We start from the raw sequence: 16,356 nt of genomic DNA, 5'->3' as shown, positions 1-16,356 counted from the left end.
ACAGATCGGCCGGTCAGCTGCGCTGGTTGGGGGCTGCGCTGACCGGCCTCTTGCCAACCCCAACAACCCCAGTTCAGATCAACCCAGGACTCTCGTTATGGCTGGATGAGAAACGGGGGTCACGTCATGGCTTCTTCCAACTCCGCCGAAAACGCAGGAAACACGATCTCGACGAACTTCCCGCCGTAATAGCTAAAGTAGTCGGGATGCTGCGCGTACCAAGCGCGTGCACTCGCTACGACAAGGTCGGCGTGTGCCGCCAGCACCTTGTCCAGGCGATGGAGATCATAAGGCACGGCATCGTAGTCCCGACGGCGACCATCCGCGAAGCGGCGAGCAATGCGATTGCCCACATAGTCGAGAACGGCCTGTGGGTGAGCCGCCGCCACATCTGCCAACACCCACTGAAGAGAAGAGCCAATTTTCGGGGCGATCACCAGGGAATCAAGAACCGATGCCGCCTCGTCGGCGGACAGGGATGCCATTAGAAGGGAATTGTCTTTTCGAGAACGCCAATAGTGATGCCACAGGGCTTCTTCGCGCCGGGCGAGCCAGCCAACCGCTTTCAGGAACATTTCCTTCATCCGGTCGATGTCGCCTGCCTTCTCGCGCCAACTAATTGAGCGAACTGAATTGAGGATCGCTGGCTCGTCATCAGCAGCGATGGCAGCGTCGAGCGCAGCATCCAGCAAATCGAGGCTCATGGCATCGACGCTGGCTGCAGAGAAGGTGATGTCGGAGAGGAACTTTCCTTCCGCGATCCATGCGGAAAGCTGCGCCTCGGCCTGATCCCACGCAGAACCTTGCGCGAGGCCCAACAGGAACGATGGCAGGAAGTTCGCGAGGCGAGGATCAAGTTCGGCAAGGTAGCCAAACACGATGTCGGGCTTTCTGGCCGACAGGCTTTGGAGAAACCCTGAGAAGGAGGGGAACGTCGCCAAGTCGTTGGACTTGGTCGCTGCACAGCGCCGAATGACGCCCAGCCACTCGGCGGCATTTTCGTTGTCGATGCCTTCAATCAGCGTGTCGATCTGGGCGACCCGGTATGGCTCTTCCTTCTCGTGGTCGAATTCCGGATCGTCCCATGCTGGCGGGAAAACGGACTCGAACCCAACCAAGAGCTTGTATGTTGTGAACCCGTGGTCCCTGTTCACTACGTCACGGAATTCAAGAATGGCCGCATTCATCTCCTTGCGGGCCGCTTCCTGCTCATCGTTTGTCTGCTCTTTGGGCGGGGACCCACCGTAGTTGCGATACTTCCAAAGCAGTCGGTTTTCGATTTTCTGGCGGCGCTCATAGGACCACTGGCCGCTGCTCTTTGTGAAATACGCGACGACCTCGGCAGCGTTCGACAAAACGATTGCGCCCAATTCCGGAGCGACAGTCCGCCTGTAGGAAGGCATCGCCATGGCCGCCCGCAGAATGTCGATGAGTTCGTTACGCTCTTCCTCGGTAAGGTCGGGAACGTCGTAGCCATAGACAAGCGCCAGCGCGTCGGCTCGCATCTGGCGCAAGGCGTCGCTAGCGACCACTGCGCCACTATGGAAGGTGATCGTATCTCCCTCGGAAGTGGTGCCGTTCAAGTCCGTCGCAAACACTTCGCGAACAATGGCCAGGATGATTGGCCTCAAGGCCGCCTTATCTGTCGATGAGAAAGCCATCACGCGATCCATCAACATGCCCTGAACCACTGGCCCTGCTTGTTGCCAGACGTGCATGTGATGTTTGGCCAATTCGCCAGCCAGCTTTATCCAGGCATCAGCTTCCTCACCCTCCGCTCCCCGATAAAGGGAGCAGATCAGGTCGAACGTCTGATCCACATCTACAAAGCGAAGATCCTCAATGATCGACGCGGCGACACGCGCTACGTCTTTGGATGAACGGCCTTCGAGATCGCCGAATGGAGTTTGGCGAGGTTCGGCGGGCATCGACCGGCTCCGCGCAACGGCGCGCACCACCGCTTGAAGAATCTCGCCCGATCCTTCACGCCAATCGTCGTAGTAGGGCAGCACGGAAGAATGGAAGTTCGACAGCGCCTGGTGGAGATCGTTGTTCGTCGCTGCGTCTTCGATGGACTGAACGACGCCCTGCTCGAACAGCGCCTGTCCGCGAGATAGCCGCTCCACATCGCTCAGGACTTTCTGAAAGGCGTAGCCGGCGGGGGCGAGATAATCGCGCATGATCGCCGCCATGCGCACCTCAATGCCCTTCATCAGGTCGCTACCGAAGCCGGTAAGCTGCGGTTTCTTGTAGATGGTGTCGTGGGCCATTTCGGCCCAGGCATGATTGAGCGTGGTTTGAACCTGGACCTCACACCACAGCCCTGCGAACTGTGCGTATTCCGGTAGCGCCGCCCGTTCGTCTTTCAGGCGAACAACATAATTGTTCGAGACGAACAGCTCGCTGGCGCCTGCCTGAGCGTCGGTCGGATGGTGGAAGCGCGTGCGCTCCCAATCCACCTCGAAATTGTCCGTCAGTATCCCAGAGTTCTGAAATCGGGTGACGTCCGAGTTGGTGTAAAAAATGACCCGTGCGCCTGCCAAATCCTTGGCATGCGGCTCAATCTCATCCGCTTCGGCCGCACCGGAACGCGCCAGCTTCTTTCGGAGGGAGGCAGTGTCTTTCGCGCGATGCTGAACCTGTTGTGGGTGAAGATCGGGAACGGCCGCAATGGCGGCGGAGAGGATTTTTCCGATCACTTCGGCCAAGCCTGCGTAGGTGGCCTTACCTACGCGCTCGTACTCCTCCAATCGCATCGCACCCTCGTTCCTTTATGTCAGTGTGACCGCCAAGGGTCGATGATCTGAAGCGGCAGCCCTTCAAAGTCGCGGACGTTGCGTGTTGCCAGCACCGCTGCCGCCGTCACGGCGGTTCCCGCAATCATCATGTCGGAAGGTTGAGAGGGCAGGCCAGCCGCCTCGCGTATCGCCCGCAACCGTCCGGCCTCGCGCGCCGCCACGTCGTCCAGCGGCAGCACAGTGAGCGCGGCGATGAAGGTTTCAAAGCTGGCGTAGAACCCATCCCTGCGCCGCCCTTGCGGCAGACGCTGCAACCCGAACTCGATTTCGGCGACGGTGACGGCGGTGGTCGCCATCGGCACATCACCCAGGCGGGTCAGCCAGTCACGAACAAAGGCGTCGGGTGAGGGCTTCATCAACTCCGAAAGCACATTGGTGTCGAGAACGATCAACGGGCGCTCGTATCGTCACCGCTGAAATCAGGAGCCGGACGGTCGGCGTCGCGGGAAGGCAAGGCGAGGCTGATCCCCTGATCGCCGTCGAACAACTGGCGCGACAGCTTCCAAAGGCCGGGACCGTTGAGGCCGCCGACCGCACGTTTGAGGATGACGCGCGCTTCTTCCTCCATCGAGTGCCCGTGCATGGCGGCGCGCAGGCGCAGGCGCTCTTTCACGCTGTCGTCGATGTTGCGGATGGTCAGGTTGGCCATGATACGCCTCACGGTTTGTTCTTGTTTTATACCACAGTGATCGCAATGCGGTCAATGAGATCATATAATAGCTGCGCCCTCGATCTGTGCCCTTCTCGCATTATGGTAGGACTTCATTGCACTTGCTCGCCGTGGCAACCGTGTGAGGAAGCAGAGGGATATTGTCGCGGGGAACCGGCTGCACGGAGCCGCAGGTGAAGGAAGCCGGGCGGACGACGCTCCGTAGCGCACCAGGGGCAGCGCCCCGGCCTTTTGCGTTAGGGATCGTCCCCGGATGACGGAAACGCCCTCGGCGGTTCCGGGAGCGCCAGCGAGTAGAGCGCGGGCCGAAAGGCAACGCCTTGTCCTGTTCCCTTCGAATTTCGTAGCTTGGAGAGCCATCCATAATCCCGGTAGGCAGCGCGTCGCTGAACAGGTCGAGCCGTATCTAGAATCATCTAGTAGGAAGCAAAATCGGCATCAATTTTACAGTTCTGGTGGATAGACATGCCTAGAAGTGACGGCCTAACAGACCCAAAAGAGATAGTGGAAAAAATCCGAGACGATATCTATCGACTAGACGATCTTTGTTTGATTTTTGCTAGGCGTTGGAGTCAGAATAACACTAGACAATACGAAATCATAAGCGCCGAGGCATGGCATACACTTTCTACAATTGTTAGTGAATTGTTACCGCATGCAAGAATCCGCATGGAGATTGGGCAAAAAGCGGGAAGAACAGAATGGACAACCTTCGAACGGAAGGCGGCCAAATGGTTCGGCCCTATACCCGAAGTTGAAAAAATAAAGGCAGTTTTCACAGCCCCGTTAGGATCGACCGTAAAACCAGACGGAATACCGGAGGTCGAGATCAGTCTTCACAAATGCCTAGAATACATGATGCTATCATTCTCAACAATTAATGAGCATGACGCCGAAATGATTGGTTTCAGATGCGACAACGAAGGCCATATCATTGTATTTGGATTACATGATAGAATTGTTTCTGGCCTTATGGAGGTAAATATTAATCGCTTTTGTCAAATTTGTATGGATGTAACTTCAGAGATATAGCTCTCTTTAATATACAAATTATTCCAAATACAACATTCTACCAATGCAGTGCGATTCTCGTTCTACGTTTCCAATTTTTTCATAGTGAGTGGCCGCCCTCTGGTATAAATCTCTCGCGGATATGTGGTCATTAGAAGCGATGGCGCATTCGGCCAAGCTTGATAATGAATTTGCCATTCCCAAATCCCACCCCGCTCTTTTGTATGCTTCAAATGATTCCCCAAACCCCCTAGACGCAGCTATGTAGTCACCTTGGAATAGATCTATTTCAGCTATGCCATAGCTAATGCCCGCCTCTCCGTGAACAAGGTCCGCTTCATGGATAAGCTGTAGGGCTTCCTCATAAGCCGCTCGCGCGGCGACCGGATCACCAAGGCGAAGCGCCGCCGAGGCAAAGGTTTGAAGGCAACCTGCCAGTCCCGCTATATTGCCAATTCTCCGGTGAAATGGAATTGCCTTTTTGTAAATATGATAGGCAGATTTGGCATCACTATTACACGCCAATGCAACATCACCAAGTCCAGTGAGGGCATCGGCTATTCCTTTTTGAAATCCCTCCTCTTTATATAATAAGAGAGCATTCTCAAAACTTGCTTTGGCCCGATTTGAATCTAAAATTGCAAGAGATATTTTTCCTATACCAATGTAATTGGCTGCAGATATAGACGAGGGAGGGTCGCCTGGTAAAATTTGTAAGGAGAGAGAATAGTTTCTCTCTGCGGCGCTTAAATTGCCCAATAGGTATTCGACATACCCTAAACGACAAGTGCATTTAGCTTCACCAGCTAGATTTGATTCCGAACGGAATACTTCTATTGCGTCGTTATAATACGATATAGCTGAATCTAAATTATTGGTACACGCAAGAACATCTCCAATTCCTGACAGGCAATTAGCCTCCCCTAATCGGTCTCCGGATTGCTGATATCCGTTAATTGCTTCAACATAGGCCCGCATGGCTGATTCGTAGTCTAGATGGTATAGGGATATTTCTCCATGAGCTTGCAAGCAGAACGTACGAAGCTCTACGTCTCCATGATCGCCAAAAATATCTGCGGCTGTAATAAATACTATTGTATTCCCCCCTATCGCATTCACCAGTGATAGGAATTCTAATAGAATATCTGGGGATTCAAAAATTTTGTCTGTTGTAATTTTGTGAAAAATCGCAGCTTCAATGTTCCGAAACTCCAAGGAGATTTCGAATATCCGATTTCTATCTCCAGGTGCTATGCCTCCGCTAGATAGACCTTCAATAGCTGCAATAAAATGCTCGACCCAACGCTCCCGATCAGCGCCCGTTGGCTTTCGATTTCGGCGAGCGTGTTCTCGAATAGGAGGCAGCAGGTCGATTCGATCACCGCGCTGGATTGCTAACCCGACACGAAGAAGTCGCCCCCTCGCGTTGAACGCATCTTCTCCGATCAGAGCGGTGCAATCGCTCGAAGCTAGGCCCGCTGGTAGACAGCCAAGCAAGCTAAACAAGCGGTAGGAGGCATCGCCCGCTTCTCCCATCCTTACCGACGCTAAAGAGAGCGCAATTGAGCGGGGGAGAGAGGTAAGTCTGTCCTCCCCGAAATCCGGGTCTTTGGCGAGTTCATCGCCGATGCGTTCCCATTCCGTCCATAATAATACCAAGTCTTTCACGGCGTGGGCCTGGCGGGCGACAAGATCGATAGCCAGGGGGATGCCTCCCAGCGCTTCGACAAACCGGTCCAAGTAGGGGTCGCCCAATACTTCCTGCCCGGCGATATCCGTAAAGAGCGCGGCTGCAAGCGCACCCGACAAAGGTTCAATCTCAGGATCGTGCGCCCAACGAAGGCCGCCCACCACTTCCCGCCCACGAAATGAAGCGAGGACACTCAATCCAGCCGCCCCCAAATCCGCTAGCGTGGCCTTGGTCGCCTCTCGCTCGCTGGGCGGTTCCCATGGGGTTTCGAGGTTGTCGAGGACGAGAAGGGTCTGCTTGTCGCGCAGCGTATTCAACGCAGACCGCAAACCATATTGGGGATCGCAACCGAGCGCGCGAATGACAGCTTCCTGCATTTCGACGGCAGTTGGAGCTGCTTCCAGCCGGACGAATACTCGGTTTGCGCCAAACCGCTCAACGACCTCGGCATGGCGGGCTATGGCCTTGGTCAGTTCGGTCTTGCCGATACCCGGACCGCCCTGAATCAAGATTGCAATCGAACCCTCTGCCGACGCCAGCGCAGAGGCCAGCGCACCTACCTCGCCGTCGCGCCCCATGAAACGGGGCGCCAAGTTCGGAATCGACTCGAATTTGGGTGGGACCGGAGGCGGATCCGGAAACTCGACCGTCCGCCTGTTATTGCCTGCCCCCTGACAATTCTTTCTCGCATGTTCGAGGTCATGCGCCCAGATTTGAAAATCAAGGTTCTTGCCAAAGAGGGCGTCTTGAATTCGAGCGCCGTTTGATTGGTTAGGCGCACTTCCTAGCCCCTGCCAGTGGCCCAAACCAACGCGAGTGCTTTCTGAGGCAGAACTGTTGCCAAATGCTGCCTGGCGAAGTTCCTTTTTGCCCCAAGGCTCCCCGTTGACGAGTGTGCTGCCGGTAGGACGGGTTCCCCAATAGTCCATGTGCCAACAGAGCAGGTCGGCATATGTCCCATCTTGCGGGTAGTGGGGAGGATAGGTCGAGTGCTCCACTCCCGTAGCCACCGCCCTGGTCCTCCCGCCCCAAAGATCGCCTTGTGATCCTTCTAAGGCATGGAGGCAGATATGAGAAGATCGGGCATCCGGAGGTAAAAATTCTGGACACAACAGTAATTATGCCAGATAGATATATCTAATAAGTCGTGGAGGCGTATGGCGTTCAGTGGTGAGGTTTGGATACTAAATAAACTTGCTGATCTGGCCAACCGATTTGGGGTTAGCCCAGCAAGTGCTAATATAGAACTTAAGTTATGCTTTCGTGATGATGATAGTTATTATTACGTTCTTGCAATGATTGAGGATGGGCGCACGCCTGACGAAACCGAGAAGGTTCGGAAGGTTGAGAGCCTTCTGGGCCTGGACAAGGAACCCTTTCGAGAATTCTCCGACCTACGAGAAGCAGAAGAGGTCGTGGATCACGCTTTATCGCTAGCGCCTCGCGCCCGAGGTCGTTGAGGCCAGAAGGTGAAGGCGACTTAACCGGCTGTCTTCAATGGCATTCGGTCCATTTTCGCTCGTTTTCTTCCACGTGTTGCCCCTCCCATGCACCTTTTGCGCATCGGCCTCACGGTGAGGCCGCCAAGCGGAGAGGAGGTGAGAAACATGGACGATAAAGACAAGCCCGAGAACACCGTCGGCGCGCAGGTCGCCAAGACTGCGTTCGGCATCGTGCTGGGCACCATCATCGGTGGGCTGATTGCCGGCCCGGCCGGTGCGGCTGTCGGCGCGAAGGTCGGCGGTTGTTGCGGCGGCTGTAGCTGACCGCCTTTAACTAACTCCACAATCGAATGACCAACTGGCGCGCGGGCCTCCCGCGTGAAGGGGAACCTGCGCGCCGTTTTTCCGAAAGAAAAGCCGATGTTCTATCCAGCCTGCGCACATTGCGGCGGTAAAACTACGTCCAGCGAGCCGAGCACCCGCCACGCCAACTACGCCTTCAATCAGTGGCTGAAGCAACAAGCCGCCGCCAATCACCCGCACGGCTATCTCAAGATGGCGGTGTTGATCTGCAACGGCGGCAACGAAATTTACAAACGACTTCCCGGCGGCGGCGAGAAACGCTGCACGAACTGCGGACACACCTTCCGCTGAACTCCTTCCGCGCGGGCGACCGCATCCGGTCGTCCGCGCCCTTCTTCAAGGAAACCGATGATGACCTGTCCCAACTGCGGCGGCAGCCATGTCGCCTCGAACCTGATCGAGGAAGAATTGTTCGTGGAGGCCGCGCAGCATGCCGGTCAGCTACGGCATTTCGGGCGTCCACGCATCGCGGCCGGACTGCTCGGCGCACTCTCCGTAGTCAAGATCGCCAACTTCGTTCGCAAGCGTTGGCGTTGCCTGGAATGCGGGGCGCTGTTCGATGAATAACGCCTTCATTCGCAGCTTCGGCGCGGCGGTAGCCGACGTTCGGGAGCGCCTGATCTCCGAGGGCTGGTTCGGCAAGCTGGAGAAGCCCGACTACACGGGCTTCGGGAGCCGCCCGGCTGAGGGGTCTATCCCGAGCCCTCAGCACCTGCGGCTCATGCACGAACAGTACAAGGCGTTCTTCGAGCCGAAACCGGAGAAGGCCGGACAGGCCCCCGGTGATCCGGCGCGCGATGCGCCCGCCCGTGAGGCACCCGGTCACAAACCCACGCAACATGACATTGAGCGGTAGGGAGGCATGTCATGGCCATGCGGACAGGCGTGCTCGATGCACCGTTGCTTCAACTGTCACGCGGTGATGGATGGGACATCAGGACGGCGCTGACCCACACCCTGGTGCTGGGCACCACCGGCTCCGGGAAGTCGAGCGGCACAATGGCGCATATGATCCGCGCCATGTTGCGGGTTGGGTTTGGCGCGTTGTTCTGCGTCGCGAAGCCCGAGGATGCCGAGGCGATCAAAGCTTACTGCCGGGAAGCCGGGCGCTCGGACTCGCTGATCGATTGGACCGGCAGTAACGGTAGCTACAATTTCTTGGCGCACGAGTTGGCGCGCGGCGGCAACATCAACAACGTCATCGACGTGTTGATGGCGGTGCTGGAGATGGTTCGCAGCTCCGGCCCGAACCCAGGACGCTCTGGCGAACAATTCTGGACGGACTCCGTGCTGCAAATGCTGCGCGCGACGGTGCCGGTGATCTTCGCTGCGACAGGCACGGTTCGGATCGCTGATGTTCTGGCATTCATCCGCAGCGCGCCCACCTCGCCGGAGCAGATGCGCGATCCTGACTGGCAGAAGGACGCGGCGTTCTTCGGTTTCGCCATGATGGCGATGGAGCGGATGCGGGCTGGGCAACCGGCCGGGTTTGACGACGCGACCGCCGAACGCACCTTGAATTACTGGCGTGACGATATTGCCCGCCTCGACGCCAAGACCGCTGGCAACATCCGCATTTCACTGACCACGGCGCTATCGCGGTTCGAGCAGGGCTGGCTGGCGTCGATGTTCTGCGGCGACACTACCATCTGCCCGGAACTGCTGCTGTCGGGCGCGGTGATCGTCATGAATTTCCCGGTGCAGACGCACGGGGAGGATGCAGCGATCGCCCAGAAATTATTCAAGTTCATGACGCAACGAGTGCTGCTTGCCCGCAACGGCATGGCTCCGCACCTGCGCGAGATCCCGGTGGCGATCGTCGCCGACGAGGCGCAGAATTTCCTGCTGCCCAACGATGCGGAGTTCATGGCGCAATGCCGGTCGTCGCGGGTGGCTGTGGTCATGGCGACGCAGAGCCTTCCGACGCTCTACGCCAAAATTGGCGGCGATCACCCCCATGACCGGGCACACCACTTGGTCAGCAACTTCGCCACTATCGTGCTGCATTCGTCGGGTTGCGCGGAGACCAACGAATGGTTCAGCCGCAAGATCGGCAAGGCGATCCAGCGGCGGGGCACCTTCAACGAAAGCGAAGGCACGAACACCGGCTACTCGATGAACATGGGGGAAGGCACAAGCTGGAACCACAACGCCCCGCCCAACCGTTTCGGTGCGCCGCTGGGTGGGTTCGCGGGCGACGCCCCGCCCTGGTCCTCGACCGGCTCGCAAGGCGGCGGGGACAACTGGGGCCGTGGCCAATCGGGCGGCAATAACCACGGCACGAGCTGGGGCTACAGCGAGCAGGTCGATTGGATCATCGAGCCGGGCTTCTTTGCCCGCGCGCTGAAGACCGGCGGTCCGACCAACGGCAACCGCGTGTCCGCGATCTGGTATCAGGCCGGGCATCGCTTCGCGGCGTCCGGCTCCAACTTCCTGCAAGTGGAGTTCCGGCAATGAGGGAGCCGCCGCTGAATGTGCGTGTGCTCGGGCACCCGCTGGTCACGACCGGCGTGTGGCTGGCCGGCCTGGCCCTACTCTACGGCTGCTGGCAGTCGGGCGGCGAAGGCATCGTGCTGCTCATCCCGATGTTCATCCTTATGGCCTGGGCGGGCAAGGCGCACGACTACATGAACGGCTACCGGGCGTGGAAACGCGCTTGGGATGGCATGGCCGGACAACAGCCGCGCCGGGCGGCCAGGGGATGGCGTAAGGCGCTGGCCGTCGTCACCATCGCGTTGACGGCGGTCTACCTGGCCGTCAACGTCGATCAGCCCGGCTATGGGTTGTCGCTGGGCTGGATGGCGCTGGTCGCCGGGGTCGGCTGCGCCATCTTGCTGTGGCGGATGGTCCGACGCGGCAAGACGACCGAGCGTAAGCGGCGCGCCAAAGAGCATGTGGTGACGGTCTGCGCCCGGCCCGTGGTGCGGGCGCCGTCGCTCGTCGCCGCCTATCAGGCCATGCCCGATTACTGCCACCGGCTGATCGACCGATGAGCGTGCACCGCCACCAGCCCGCTCGGCCCAAAACTCAACCGACAGGCGAGGTTACGCCGCTGTCCGGCCGCCTCCGTCACAGGCCGAAACGCCCCATCGCCCGCCCCACAAACACCATTGGAAACAGTGTGTATACGGGCCGCATTAGGAAATCGTTAACCTCGATCCCCGCCATACTAGGATGTCGAAAGCCTCCCGCAGGGGTGCACGTCGTGGTTGCGACGTATCTGTGCACACTTCAGGCTTTCTTGGCTTTTCTAGCCTTGCGGGAAATGAGAGGGATTATGATTCCGGGCGGGGTGTGAGATGGCCCTGTTCTCGATGCGGGTTCAGGTCATCAAGCGGTCGGCTGGCAAGTCCGTCGTGGCCGCTGCCGCCTATCGGGCTTCAGAACGTCTGCACGATGCGCGGCAGGGCATCACGCACGACTACTCACGCAAAGGCGGGGTGATCCATACAGAGCTGCTGATCCCTAGCGATGCTCCGGCCTGGACGCACGGTCTGGACCGCGAGGCGCTGTGGAACATGGTGGATGCGCGGGAGCGTCGGCGGGATTCACAGACGGCGCGCGAGCTTCGCATCATGATCCCGCGCGAACTGAATCCGCAGGAGCGGATCTCCGTCGTGCGGGAGTTCGTCCAGCGCAGCTTCGTGTCCAAGGGGATGGTCGCGGACGTGTGCTGGCACGACAAGGTCGCCAGCGACGGTCAATCGCAACCCCACGCGCACGTCATGCTTACCATGCGTCCACTGACCCCGGAAGGGTTCGGCGACAAGGCTCGGCACGACATGGTGCCCGAGCCATCCGGGCGAACGCAGCCGGATGGTCGGCCTGTGCTGGTCGAGAGCAACCCCGATAGCTGGAACAGCGCGGCCTACTACGAGCGGTGCCGCGAGGATTGGGAAAGCACCGCCAACGCCGCGCTGGAACGCGCCGGATCGGCGGAACGCATCGACCGGCGCAGTTATCTAGAACGCGGGCTCGCGCGGCTTCCTGAGCCTGCCCTGCGGCTGGCCTATCACCTCAAGGAACTGCGCGGCGTGATGCAGGAACGGTGGGGCCAGTTTCAATATGCGCGCTTCTATCGGGCGGTCGAGGAACGGGCCAAGGACGCCTTCGCGCGGCTGGACCAAGCGCCAATCGCGGCTGAGGCGACACGCACATTCCAGCGGTTCCATGACTGGTTCGACCGACAAGTTGAAAGACTGGCTCCGGCGCGCGAACCGCCGCCGCGCGAGCCGCCACCCCTTTCACCCGAACTGGAGCGATGACGATGACCAATCAAGGACCGTGGGAACCTGACGTAAACAAGATGGGCAATTGGCGCGCCATGTTCGAGCCGCCGCGCCGTGACGGCCAGCCGCCGCCGGATGCGCCGGCGGCGGCATCCATCCCTGACGATGCCGCGATGGAGGACGAGTCGTCGGACGGCGTGGCGCGCGAATACCGGCCGTGGCTGTTGCAGCGCGGGCGCTCGCGTCCAGCGATGATGCTTGGGCTGCGTAGGTTCGATGCGCGATCCGGCCTATGGCAGGGTTGGGGACTGCCCTATCCCAGCCTTCTTGCCGTCGAGTATGTCGGTGATCGAATGCTGTCACTGGACTTCGGATCGCGGCAGTTCATGATCCAGGGTCACGGCCTCTCGACCCTTGCGCGACACCTGAAGCAGGGGATTGTCACCGTGATCCAGGAACACGCCGCAAGCGTTTGGCCCGGTCCCACCGAGGGGCCGGTGGTGACCTCGATCATGAAGGTGGGCGGTGAACCCACCGGGCAATGAACGCCCTAAGCGTGCGGGGCGACCTCTAACCGTCACCCATGCCCCGCCACAGTCTTTTGGCGAAGCTGCGTTCCTCGCGGCCGACCGCGTGCTGGTAGAGAGAGGTGGTCTTGATGTCGGCGTGGCCCATCCAGTCGCGGGTGAGCGGCAGGGGCACGTTGCGTTCGGCGTTGAGAATGCCGAACCCGTGACGCAGCCCCTTGGGCATGGCGTGGGGTCCAGCGATTCCGGCTTCGGTCATTGCCCAGCGCACCCGCCGCCATGCCGTCGTCCGGCTCCATGTCCATAGCGGTTCGTCGGGCCGCTTGCCGCGCGCCAGGCGGCGCAGGTCGCGCATCAGATCAGCGGGCACCGGCACAGCCCTGTAGGTGAGCTTGCGCCGCTTGAGCGTGCGAAAGACGACGCGCCCCGCCTCGGCGTCCAGTCGGTCGGGGCGAAGCGCGATGCCCTCGCTGATGCGGCAACCGGTGAATAGCAGCAGGCGGCAGAAAGCGCGGCTCTCGGCGTCCATGCGCGCCGCCGCCGCGAGGAAGCGGCGCGGCTCATTCCCGCAAAGATAACGGCGCTGGCCCTGCTCGTCACGAAGGCTGGCCGGATCGGGGCCGGACCTCATGGCCGCCACCCAGCAACGGCGGCGGCTGAAACACTATGGAGTAAAGTGGTGCAAGCCCTGCTCCGCTTCAAACCCGCGCTGGCTCTGGGTTCAGAGCGGATTCTGCAGGTTGTTTTTGCGGTTGTCGAGTATTGGTCCATGTGTCCATTAGTTCTTCCAAATCAACGCGCTCTGCGCAACAGAATACTCCATAGTGTTACATCGATCCTGTCGCTTCATGAAAGGACAGGTCGATGTGTTTCGGGGGCATCCACGATCCTGAGGGAGGGACGTCGCCTCTAGTCGCGGGCTTCGAGCCTTGCAGCCGATGCAACGGCACTGGCCGCGCCCAATGTTCTTCATGTGGCGGCTCCGGCCGAGGAATCTTCGGAACCTGCGGCAACTGCAATGGCAGTGGCACCGCCCGTTGTGACCGCTGCTCGGGAGACGGGGGTTTCCATGTCCCCGACCGTTACTGATGCGAGCGGCGGTCCTCGTGTTGGCGCTGAGCCTCGCCGTTCCATCGGCGGTTCAGGCGCAAAGCTGCTACGCGTTGCGGCAGGAAAACGCCGCGCTTGAAGCCCAACTGATGCGCTTGCTGGCGGACTATCCCGGCACCAGCATCGTGCTGGGCATGTGCGCGGCCACCGCCAGCAGCACCTACAACGACTACATCGCCCGAGGTCGGACGAACAGTTTCGCCACCAATGAGGCGATGGCGACGTTCGCGGCCTGCGCCGGCGTCGGATGCATGTTCACCGGTTACGGCAATTGTTTGCAGGTGGCGAACCGGATGTTCGAGCTCGGCCTGCGGGGCGATCAGGTCGTCCAGCAGATGCGCCGTCAAGGGTGCCCGCAATGAGGCGCGGGGTTTTCATCGCCGCCATGCTCGCCGCCTCCGCGTTCAGCGCGAGCGTGGCAGTGGCGCAGGCCACGCCACGAGGCAACGCGCTGGCCTACGAGGCCGCACTCAAGTGTTTTGTCGCAAATGGTCATGCCTCTGGGCTTAGAGCCCGCGCGGGCGAGCCCCAGCGCGCCGCCGCCTATGACCTCAGCGCGCGTCAGTCGTTCGACGCCGCCACGCGCCTCGGCCAACTGCTGGGATACTCCAATCAGCGTATCAGCCAGGATTTCGGCCTGGTTCAATCCCGTGAGCTTCCGGCCATGGTCGCGGATGCCGCCTACTTTCGGCAAACCGTGGCGACATGCAGGGCGCTAGGTCTGATGCCCCGGGACTAAACAAATCCAAGCTGGCTGGGCCGCGAAGCATTGGCGGCTACGCCATGGCCAGTTTGGTTTTGATCGGGAACGGTGACGCCGGTCGCGCTCAAGCTGGCCAGAAGCTCCGCAGGTATTTCGACTGGCGCTGCCGGAGCGTCCAGCTTCTCGCTGGCTTCAATCTGCGCGGTTGCCGAGGATTGCGCCAAGGCTGCCGACAAGCCTTGTTCGGTGCGAGTGAGGTTGTTTCTCGTGGACTGGAAATCCGGGCTGTCTGTGGCTCCGTGTGCGCCAGCGTCATCCAACTGCGCGAGCGCCAGTCGGGCAGCCAACAGATCGCCTTCCGGCGTCCCGAGTGCGCGGGCTTCTTCGATGGCGCGGCGGCGCGGTTCCTCGCGCTCGCGATAGGCCTGCTCTTCCTCGGGCGTGTCGAAGCGCAGGTAGGGATCGAAGATCTTCTGCTCGTAGAAGTCACGGACGAAGTCGCTGGTGACGCGCTGCGCCTCGGCCTGGGCGAGGCGCAGGTTTATCTCGGCGGCGTCGCCGTTGGACATGGATGCGCGCGCATGCAGCACCGTGGCTTGTGACGCGGCGACATAGGCCGCGACTTCGGCGCGGATGCTGGCGAGGCTGACGCCGTTCGCGGTGTCGATGCGGCGAGTGAGGCCCGCCAGATGGGCAAGCTGGTTCTGCGCCATGATGAGGGTTCCGGCATCGCCACCCTGCGCGGCGGCCTGGCGCAGGGCGTCGATCTCGCTCAACAGTTCGGCCTGCGCCGTGGCGACCTGTTCGATCAGTTCGGCGCGGAGGCTAGCCTCCGGCTCGTCGGACAGCGTCCGACGAGCACGGGTCACAGTATCTGTAGGATATTGTGCGATAAACTCTCCCACTTACCCCACTATCGCCGATGGGTCGTTAAGTTTTCGTTAAGCATTTCAGAAAAGCGACCCTTGGCGTGACCGCTCGACATGATCGCGCCATTCGCGGCTCTGGGCCGCCTGATCGAGCCAGGCCAGCACATAGGCGACGGGACCGCCCGCATCCTCGACATAGACGGGCGGCAGGAAATGCGAGCGATAGCCGGTTTCGGTGATGGGGAGCGGCGCGCGCGCCGGGCTGAGCACATGGATTTCGATGTGCGCGGTCGCGCCACCGAACGCCGCCGGATTGTAGGTGACTGACAGGGCGACGCCCTGCCAGTCGATGGTGAAGGTCTGGATTTCCTGTTTCATGGCTGGCCTCAGTATTCCGAGGCCAGCATGATGGTGAGAACGCGGCAGGTGAGCGCGCTGACGGCGGGGTCTTCGGACCCGTAGGTCATGGTCGGATCGTAGTAGTCGATCTTCCAGAACAGGTGCTGGCCGCCGACATTGAACGATCCGAAATCGTGCTCGCCGTAGGGATCGTTGTCGCCGGTGAACCCGTCGAACTCGCGCACAGCCCGCATTGCCAGCAGGGTGAAGTCGGGGCCGAGATCGGCGACGCCTCGGGTCATCACCCATTGGCCGGAGGCTCCGGGCCCAGCCCTGCGGAAGGCGTCGTTGAGATCGCTGATGCGGTGGCGGGTGGCGATGGAGGGGCTCATTTCGCACCCCCTTGCGCCGGACGCTCGGTGATGGCGCGCAGGATGAGACGGCCTTGCAGGGGTACGGCGTCGCAGCTCAGCGAGAAGCCCATGCCGTCCTTGTTGGGCCAGGCGGCCCCGATGGGGGTCCAGCTTGCGGCGTCGCCTTCGCCGATGACGCGGTAAAGTCGGTGGGTCGGTTTGCGGCCCGTGAGGGTGGGTTGTTTGGCCATG

At 60.2% G+C, this 16,356-nt stretch carries 20 protein-coding genes; 11 read left to right on the top strand and 9 right to left on the bottom strand.

The window, feature by feature from the left end:
- Nucleotides 1-119 precede the first annotated feature (119 nt).
- Genes ACO2Q1_RS16335 through ACO2Q1_RS16325 form a run of 3 tightly spaced genes read right to left on the bottom strand, consistent with a single transcriptional unit; the run spans nucleotide 120 to nucleotide 3,447 of the window.
- The gene (locus ACO2Q1_RS16335; RefSeq protein ID WP_423330546.1) at nucleotides 120-2,756 is read right to left on the bottom strand and encodes a hypothetical protein; all 2,637 of its coding nucleotides are present in this window, start codon (nucleotides 2,754-2,756) and stop codon (nucleotides 120-122) included.
- Nucleotides 2,757-2,776: 20 nt separating this feature from the next.
- Nucleotides 2,777-3,190 (bottom strand): PIN domain-containing protein, encoded by a 414-nt coding sequence (locus ACO2Q1_RS16330; RefSeq protein WP_423330545.1) that lies wholly within the window; start codon nucleotides 3,188-3,190, stop codon nucleotides 2,777-2,779.
- Complete coding sequence (locus ACO2Q1_RS16325) at nucleotides 3,187-3,447, bottom strand: FitA-like ribbon-helix-helix domain-containing protein (protein WP_423330544.1); 261 nt, start codon at nucleotides 3,445-3,447, stop codon at nucleotides 3,187-3,189. The genes ACO2Q1_RS16330 and ACO2Q1_RS16325 overlap by 4 nt, the downstream gene beginning before the upstream one ends.
- A 486-nt stretch (nucleotides 3,448-3,933) precedes the next feature.
- Between ACO2Q1_RS16325 and ACO2Q1_RS16320 the strand changes: the two genes are divergently transcribed.
- Nucleotides 3,934-4,500, top strand: coding sequence for a hypothetical protein (locus ACO2Q1_RS16320; protein WP_423330543.1), 567 nt, complete (start codon nucleotides 3,934-3,936; stop codon nucleotides 4,498-4,500).
- 18 nt (nucleotides 4,501-4,518) lie between these two features.
- Here ACO2Q1_RS16320 and ACO2Q1_RS16315 read toward each other — a convergent pair whose 3' ends face one another.
- Nucleotides 4,519-7,167 (bottom strand): tetratricopeptide repeat protein, encoded by a 2,649-nt coding sequence (locus ACO2Q1_RS16315; protein ID WP_423330542.1) that lies wholly within the window; start codon nucleotides 7,165-7,167, stop codon nucleotides 4,519-4,521.
- Nucleotides 7,168-7,776: 609 nt separating this feature from the next.
- Here ACO2Q1_RS16315 and ACO2Q1_RS16310 point away from each other — a divergent pair.
- The 8 genes from ACO2Q1_RS16310 (at nucleotide 7,777) to ACO2Q1_RS16275 (ending at nucleotide 12,748) form a co-directional block, all read left to right on the top strand.
- Entirely contained in the window at nucleotides 7,777-7,935 is a 159-nt protein-coding gene (locus ACO2Q1_RS16310) for a hypothetical protein (RefSeq protein ID WP_423330541.1), read from the top strand.
- A gap of 54 nt (nucleotides 7,936-7,989) precedes the next feature.
- Complete coding sequence (locus tag ACO2Q1_RS16305; RefSeq protein WP_423330540.1) at nucleotides 7,990-8,265, top strand: hypothetical protein; 276 nt, start codon at nucleotides 7,990-7,992, stop codon at nucleotides 8,263-8,265.
- A 60-nt stretch (nucleotides 8,266-8,325) separates the two neighbouring features.
- Entirely contained in the window at nucleotides 8,326-8,541 is a 216-nt protein-coding gene (locus tag ACO2Q1_RS16300; protein ID WP_423330539.1) for a hypothetical protein, read from the top strand.
- Entirely contained in the window at nucleotides 8,534-8,830 is a 297-nt protein-coding gene (locus tag ACO2Q1_RS16295) for a hypothetical protein (RefSeq protein WP_423330538.1), read from the top strand. Before ACO2Q1_RS16300 ends, ACO2Q1_RS16295 begins: the two co-directional genes overlap by 8 nt.
- An 11-nt stretch (nucleotides 8,831-8,841) precedes the next feature.
- The gene (locus ACO2Q1_RS16290; RefSeq protein WP_423330537.1) at nucleotides 8,842-10,431 is read left to right on the top strand and encodes a TraM recognition domain-containing protein; all 1,590 of its coding nucleotides are present in this window, start codon (nucleotides 8,842-8,844) and stop codon (nucleotides 10,429-10,431) included.
- A gap of 23 nt (nucleotides 10,432-10,454) precedes the next feature.
- Nucleotides 10,455-10,967, top strand: coding sequence for a hypothetical protein (locus tag ACO2Q1_RS16285; RefSeq protein WP_423330536.1), 513 nt, complete (start codon nucleotides 10,455-10,457; stop codon nucleotides 10,965-10,967).
- A 306-nt stretch (nucleotides 10,968-11,273) separates the two neighbouring features.
- Nucleotides 11,274-12,239: a MobQ family relaxase gene (mobQ, locus tag ACO2Q1_RS16280; RefSeq protein ID WP_423330535.1), complete on the top strand. Its 966-nt coding sequence runs from the start codon at nucleotides 11,274-11,276 to the stop codon at nucleotides 12,237-12,239.
- Nucleotides 12,240-12,241: 2 nt separating this feature from the next.
- Nucleotides 12,242-12,748, top strand: a complete 507-nt coding sequence (locus tag ACO2Q1_RS16275) for a hypothetical protein (protein ID WP_423330534.1) — start codon at nucleotides 12,242-12,244, stop codon at nucleotides 12,746-12,748.
- A gap of 25 nt (nucleotides 12,749-12,773) precedes the next feature.
- Here the strand turns inward: ACO2Q1_RS16275 and ACO2Q1_RS16270 are convergent, their stop codons facing one another.
- Nucleotides 12,774-13,361 (bottom strand): tyrosine-type recombinase/integrase, encoded by a 588-nt coding sequence (locus tag ACO2Q1_RS16270; RefSeq protein WP_423330533.1) that lies wholly within the window; start codon nucleotides 13,359-13,361, stop codon nucleotides 12,774-12,776.
- 478 nt (nucleotides 13,362-13,839) lie between these two features.
- Here ACO2Q1_RS16270 and ACO2Q1_RS16265 point away from each other — a divergent pair, with 478 nt between their 5' ends.
- Both ACO2Q1_RS16265 and ACO2Q1_RS16260 read left to right on the top strand, forming a co-directional pair.
- Entirely contained in the window at nucleotides 13,840-14,202 is a 363-nt protein-coding gene (locus ACO2Q1_RS16265) for a hypothetical protein (RefSeq protein ID WP_423330532.1), read from the top strand.
- Nucleotides 14,199-14,579: a hypothetical protein gene (locus ACO2Q1_RS16260; RefSeq protein ID WP_423330531.1), complete on the top strand. Its 381-nt coding sequence runs from the start codon at nucleotides 14,199-14,201 to the stop codon at nucleotides 14,577-14,579. Before ACO2Q1_RS16265 ends, ACO2Q1_RS16260 begins: the two co-directional genes overlap by 4 nt.
- Here ACO2Q1_RS16260 and ACO2Q1_RS16255 read toward each other — a convergent pair.
- The 4 genes from ACO2Q1_RS16255 to ACO2Q1_RS16240 all read right to left on the bottom strand — a co-directional run bounded on the left by ACO2Q1_RS16255 (nucleotide 14,576) and on the right by ACO2Q1_RS16240 (nucleotide 16,355).
- Nucleotides 14,576-15,412 carry a hypothetical protein gene (locus ACO2Q1_RS16255; protein WP_423330530.1) on the bottom strand — a complete coding sequence of 279 codons (837 nt, stop codon included), beginning with the start codon at nucleotides 15,410-15,412 and terminating at the stop codon, nucleotides 14,576-14,578. The two genes, ACO2Q1_RS16260 and ACO2Q1_RS16255, sit on opposite strands and share 4 nt — an antisense overlap.
- Nucleotides 15,413-15,493: 81 nt before the next feature.
- Entirely contained in the window at nucleotides 15,494-15,790 is a 297-nt protein-coding gene (locus ACO2Q1_RS16250) for a hypothetical protein (RefSeq protein WP_423330529.1), read from the bottom strand.
- An 8-nt stretch (nucleotides 15,791-15,798) separates the two neighbouring features.
- The gene (locus tag ACO2Q1_RS16245; protein ID WP_423330528.1) at nucleotides 15,799-16,143 is read right to left on the bottom strand and encodes a DUF3768 domain-containing protein; all 345 of its coding nucleotides are present in this window, start codon (nucleotides 16,141-16,143) and stop codon (nucleotides 15,799-15,801) included.
- Nucleotides 16,140-16,355 (bottom strand): hypothetical protein, encoded by a 216-nt coding sequence (locus ACO2Q1_RS16240; protein WP_423330527.1) that lies wholly within the window; start codon nucleotides 16,353-16,355, stop codon nucleotides 16,140-16,142. Before ACO2Q1_RS16240 ends, ACO2Q1_RS16245 begins: the two co-directional genes overlap by 4 nt.
- Nucleotide 16,356 lies beyond the last annotated feature (1 nt).

Source organism: Brevundimonas sp. VNH65 (genome assembly GCF_049445955.1).
Lineage (GTDB): Bacteria > Pseudomonadota > Alphaproteobacteria > Caulobacterales > Caulobacteraceae > Brevundimonas.
The sequence above is the reverse complement of the archived record's forward strand: the minus strand, read 5'-3'. Positions and strand labels throughout refer to the sequence as shown.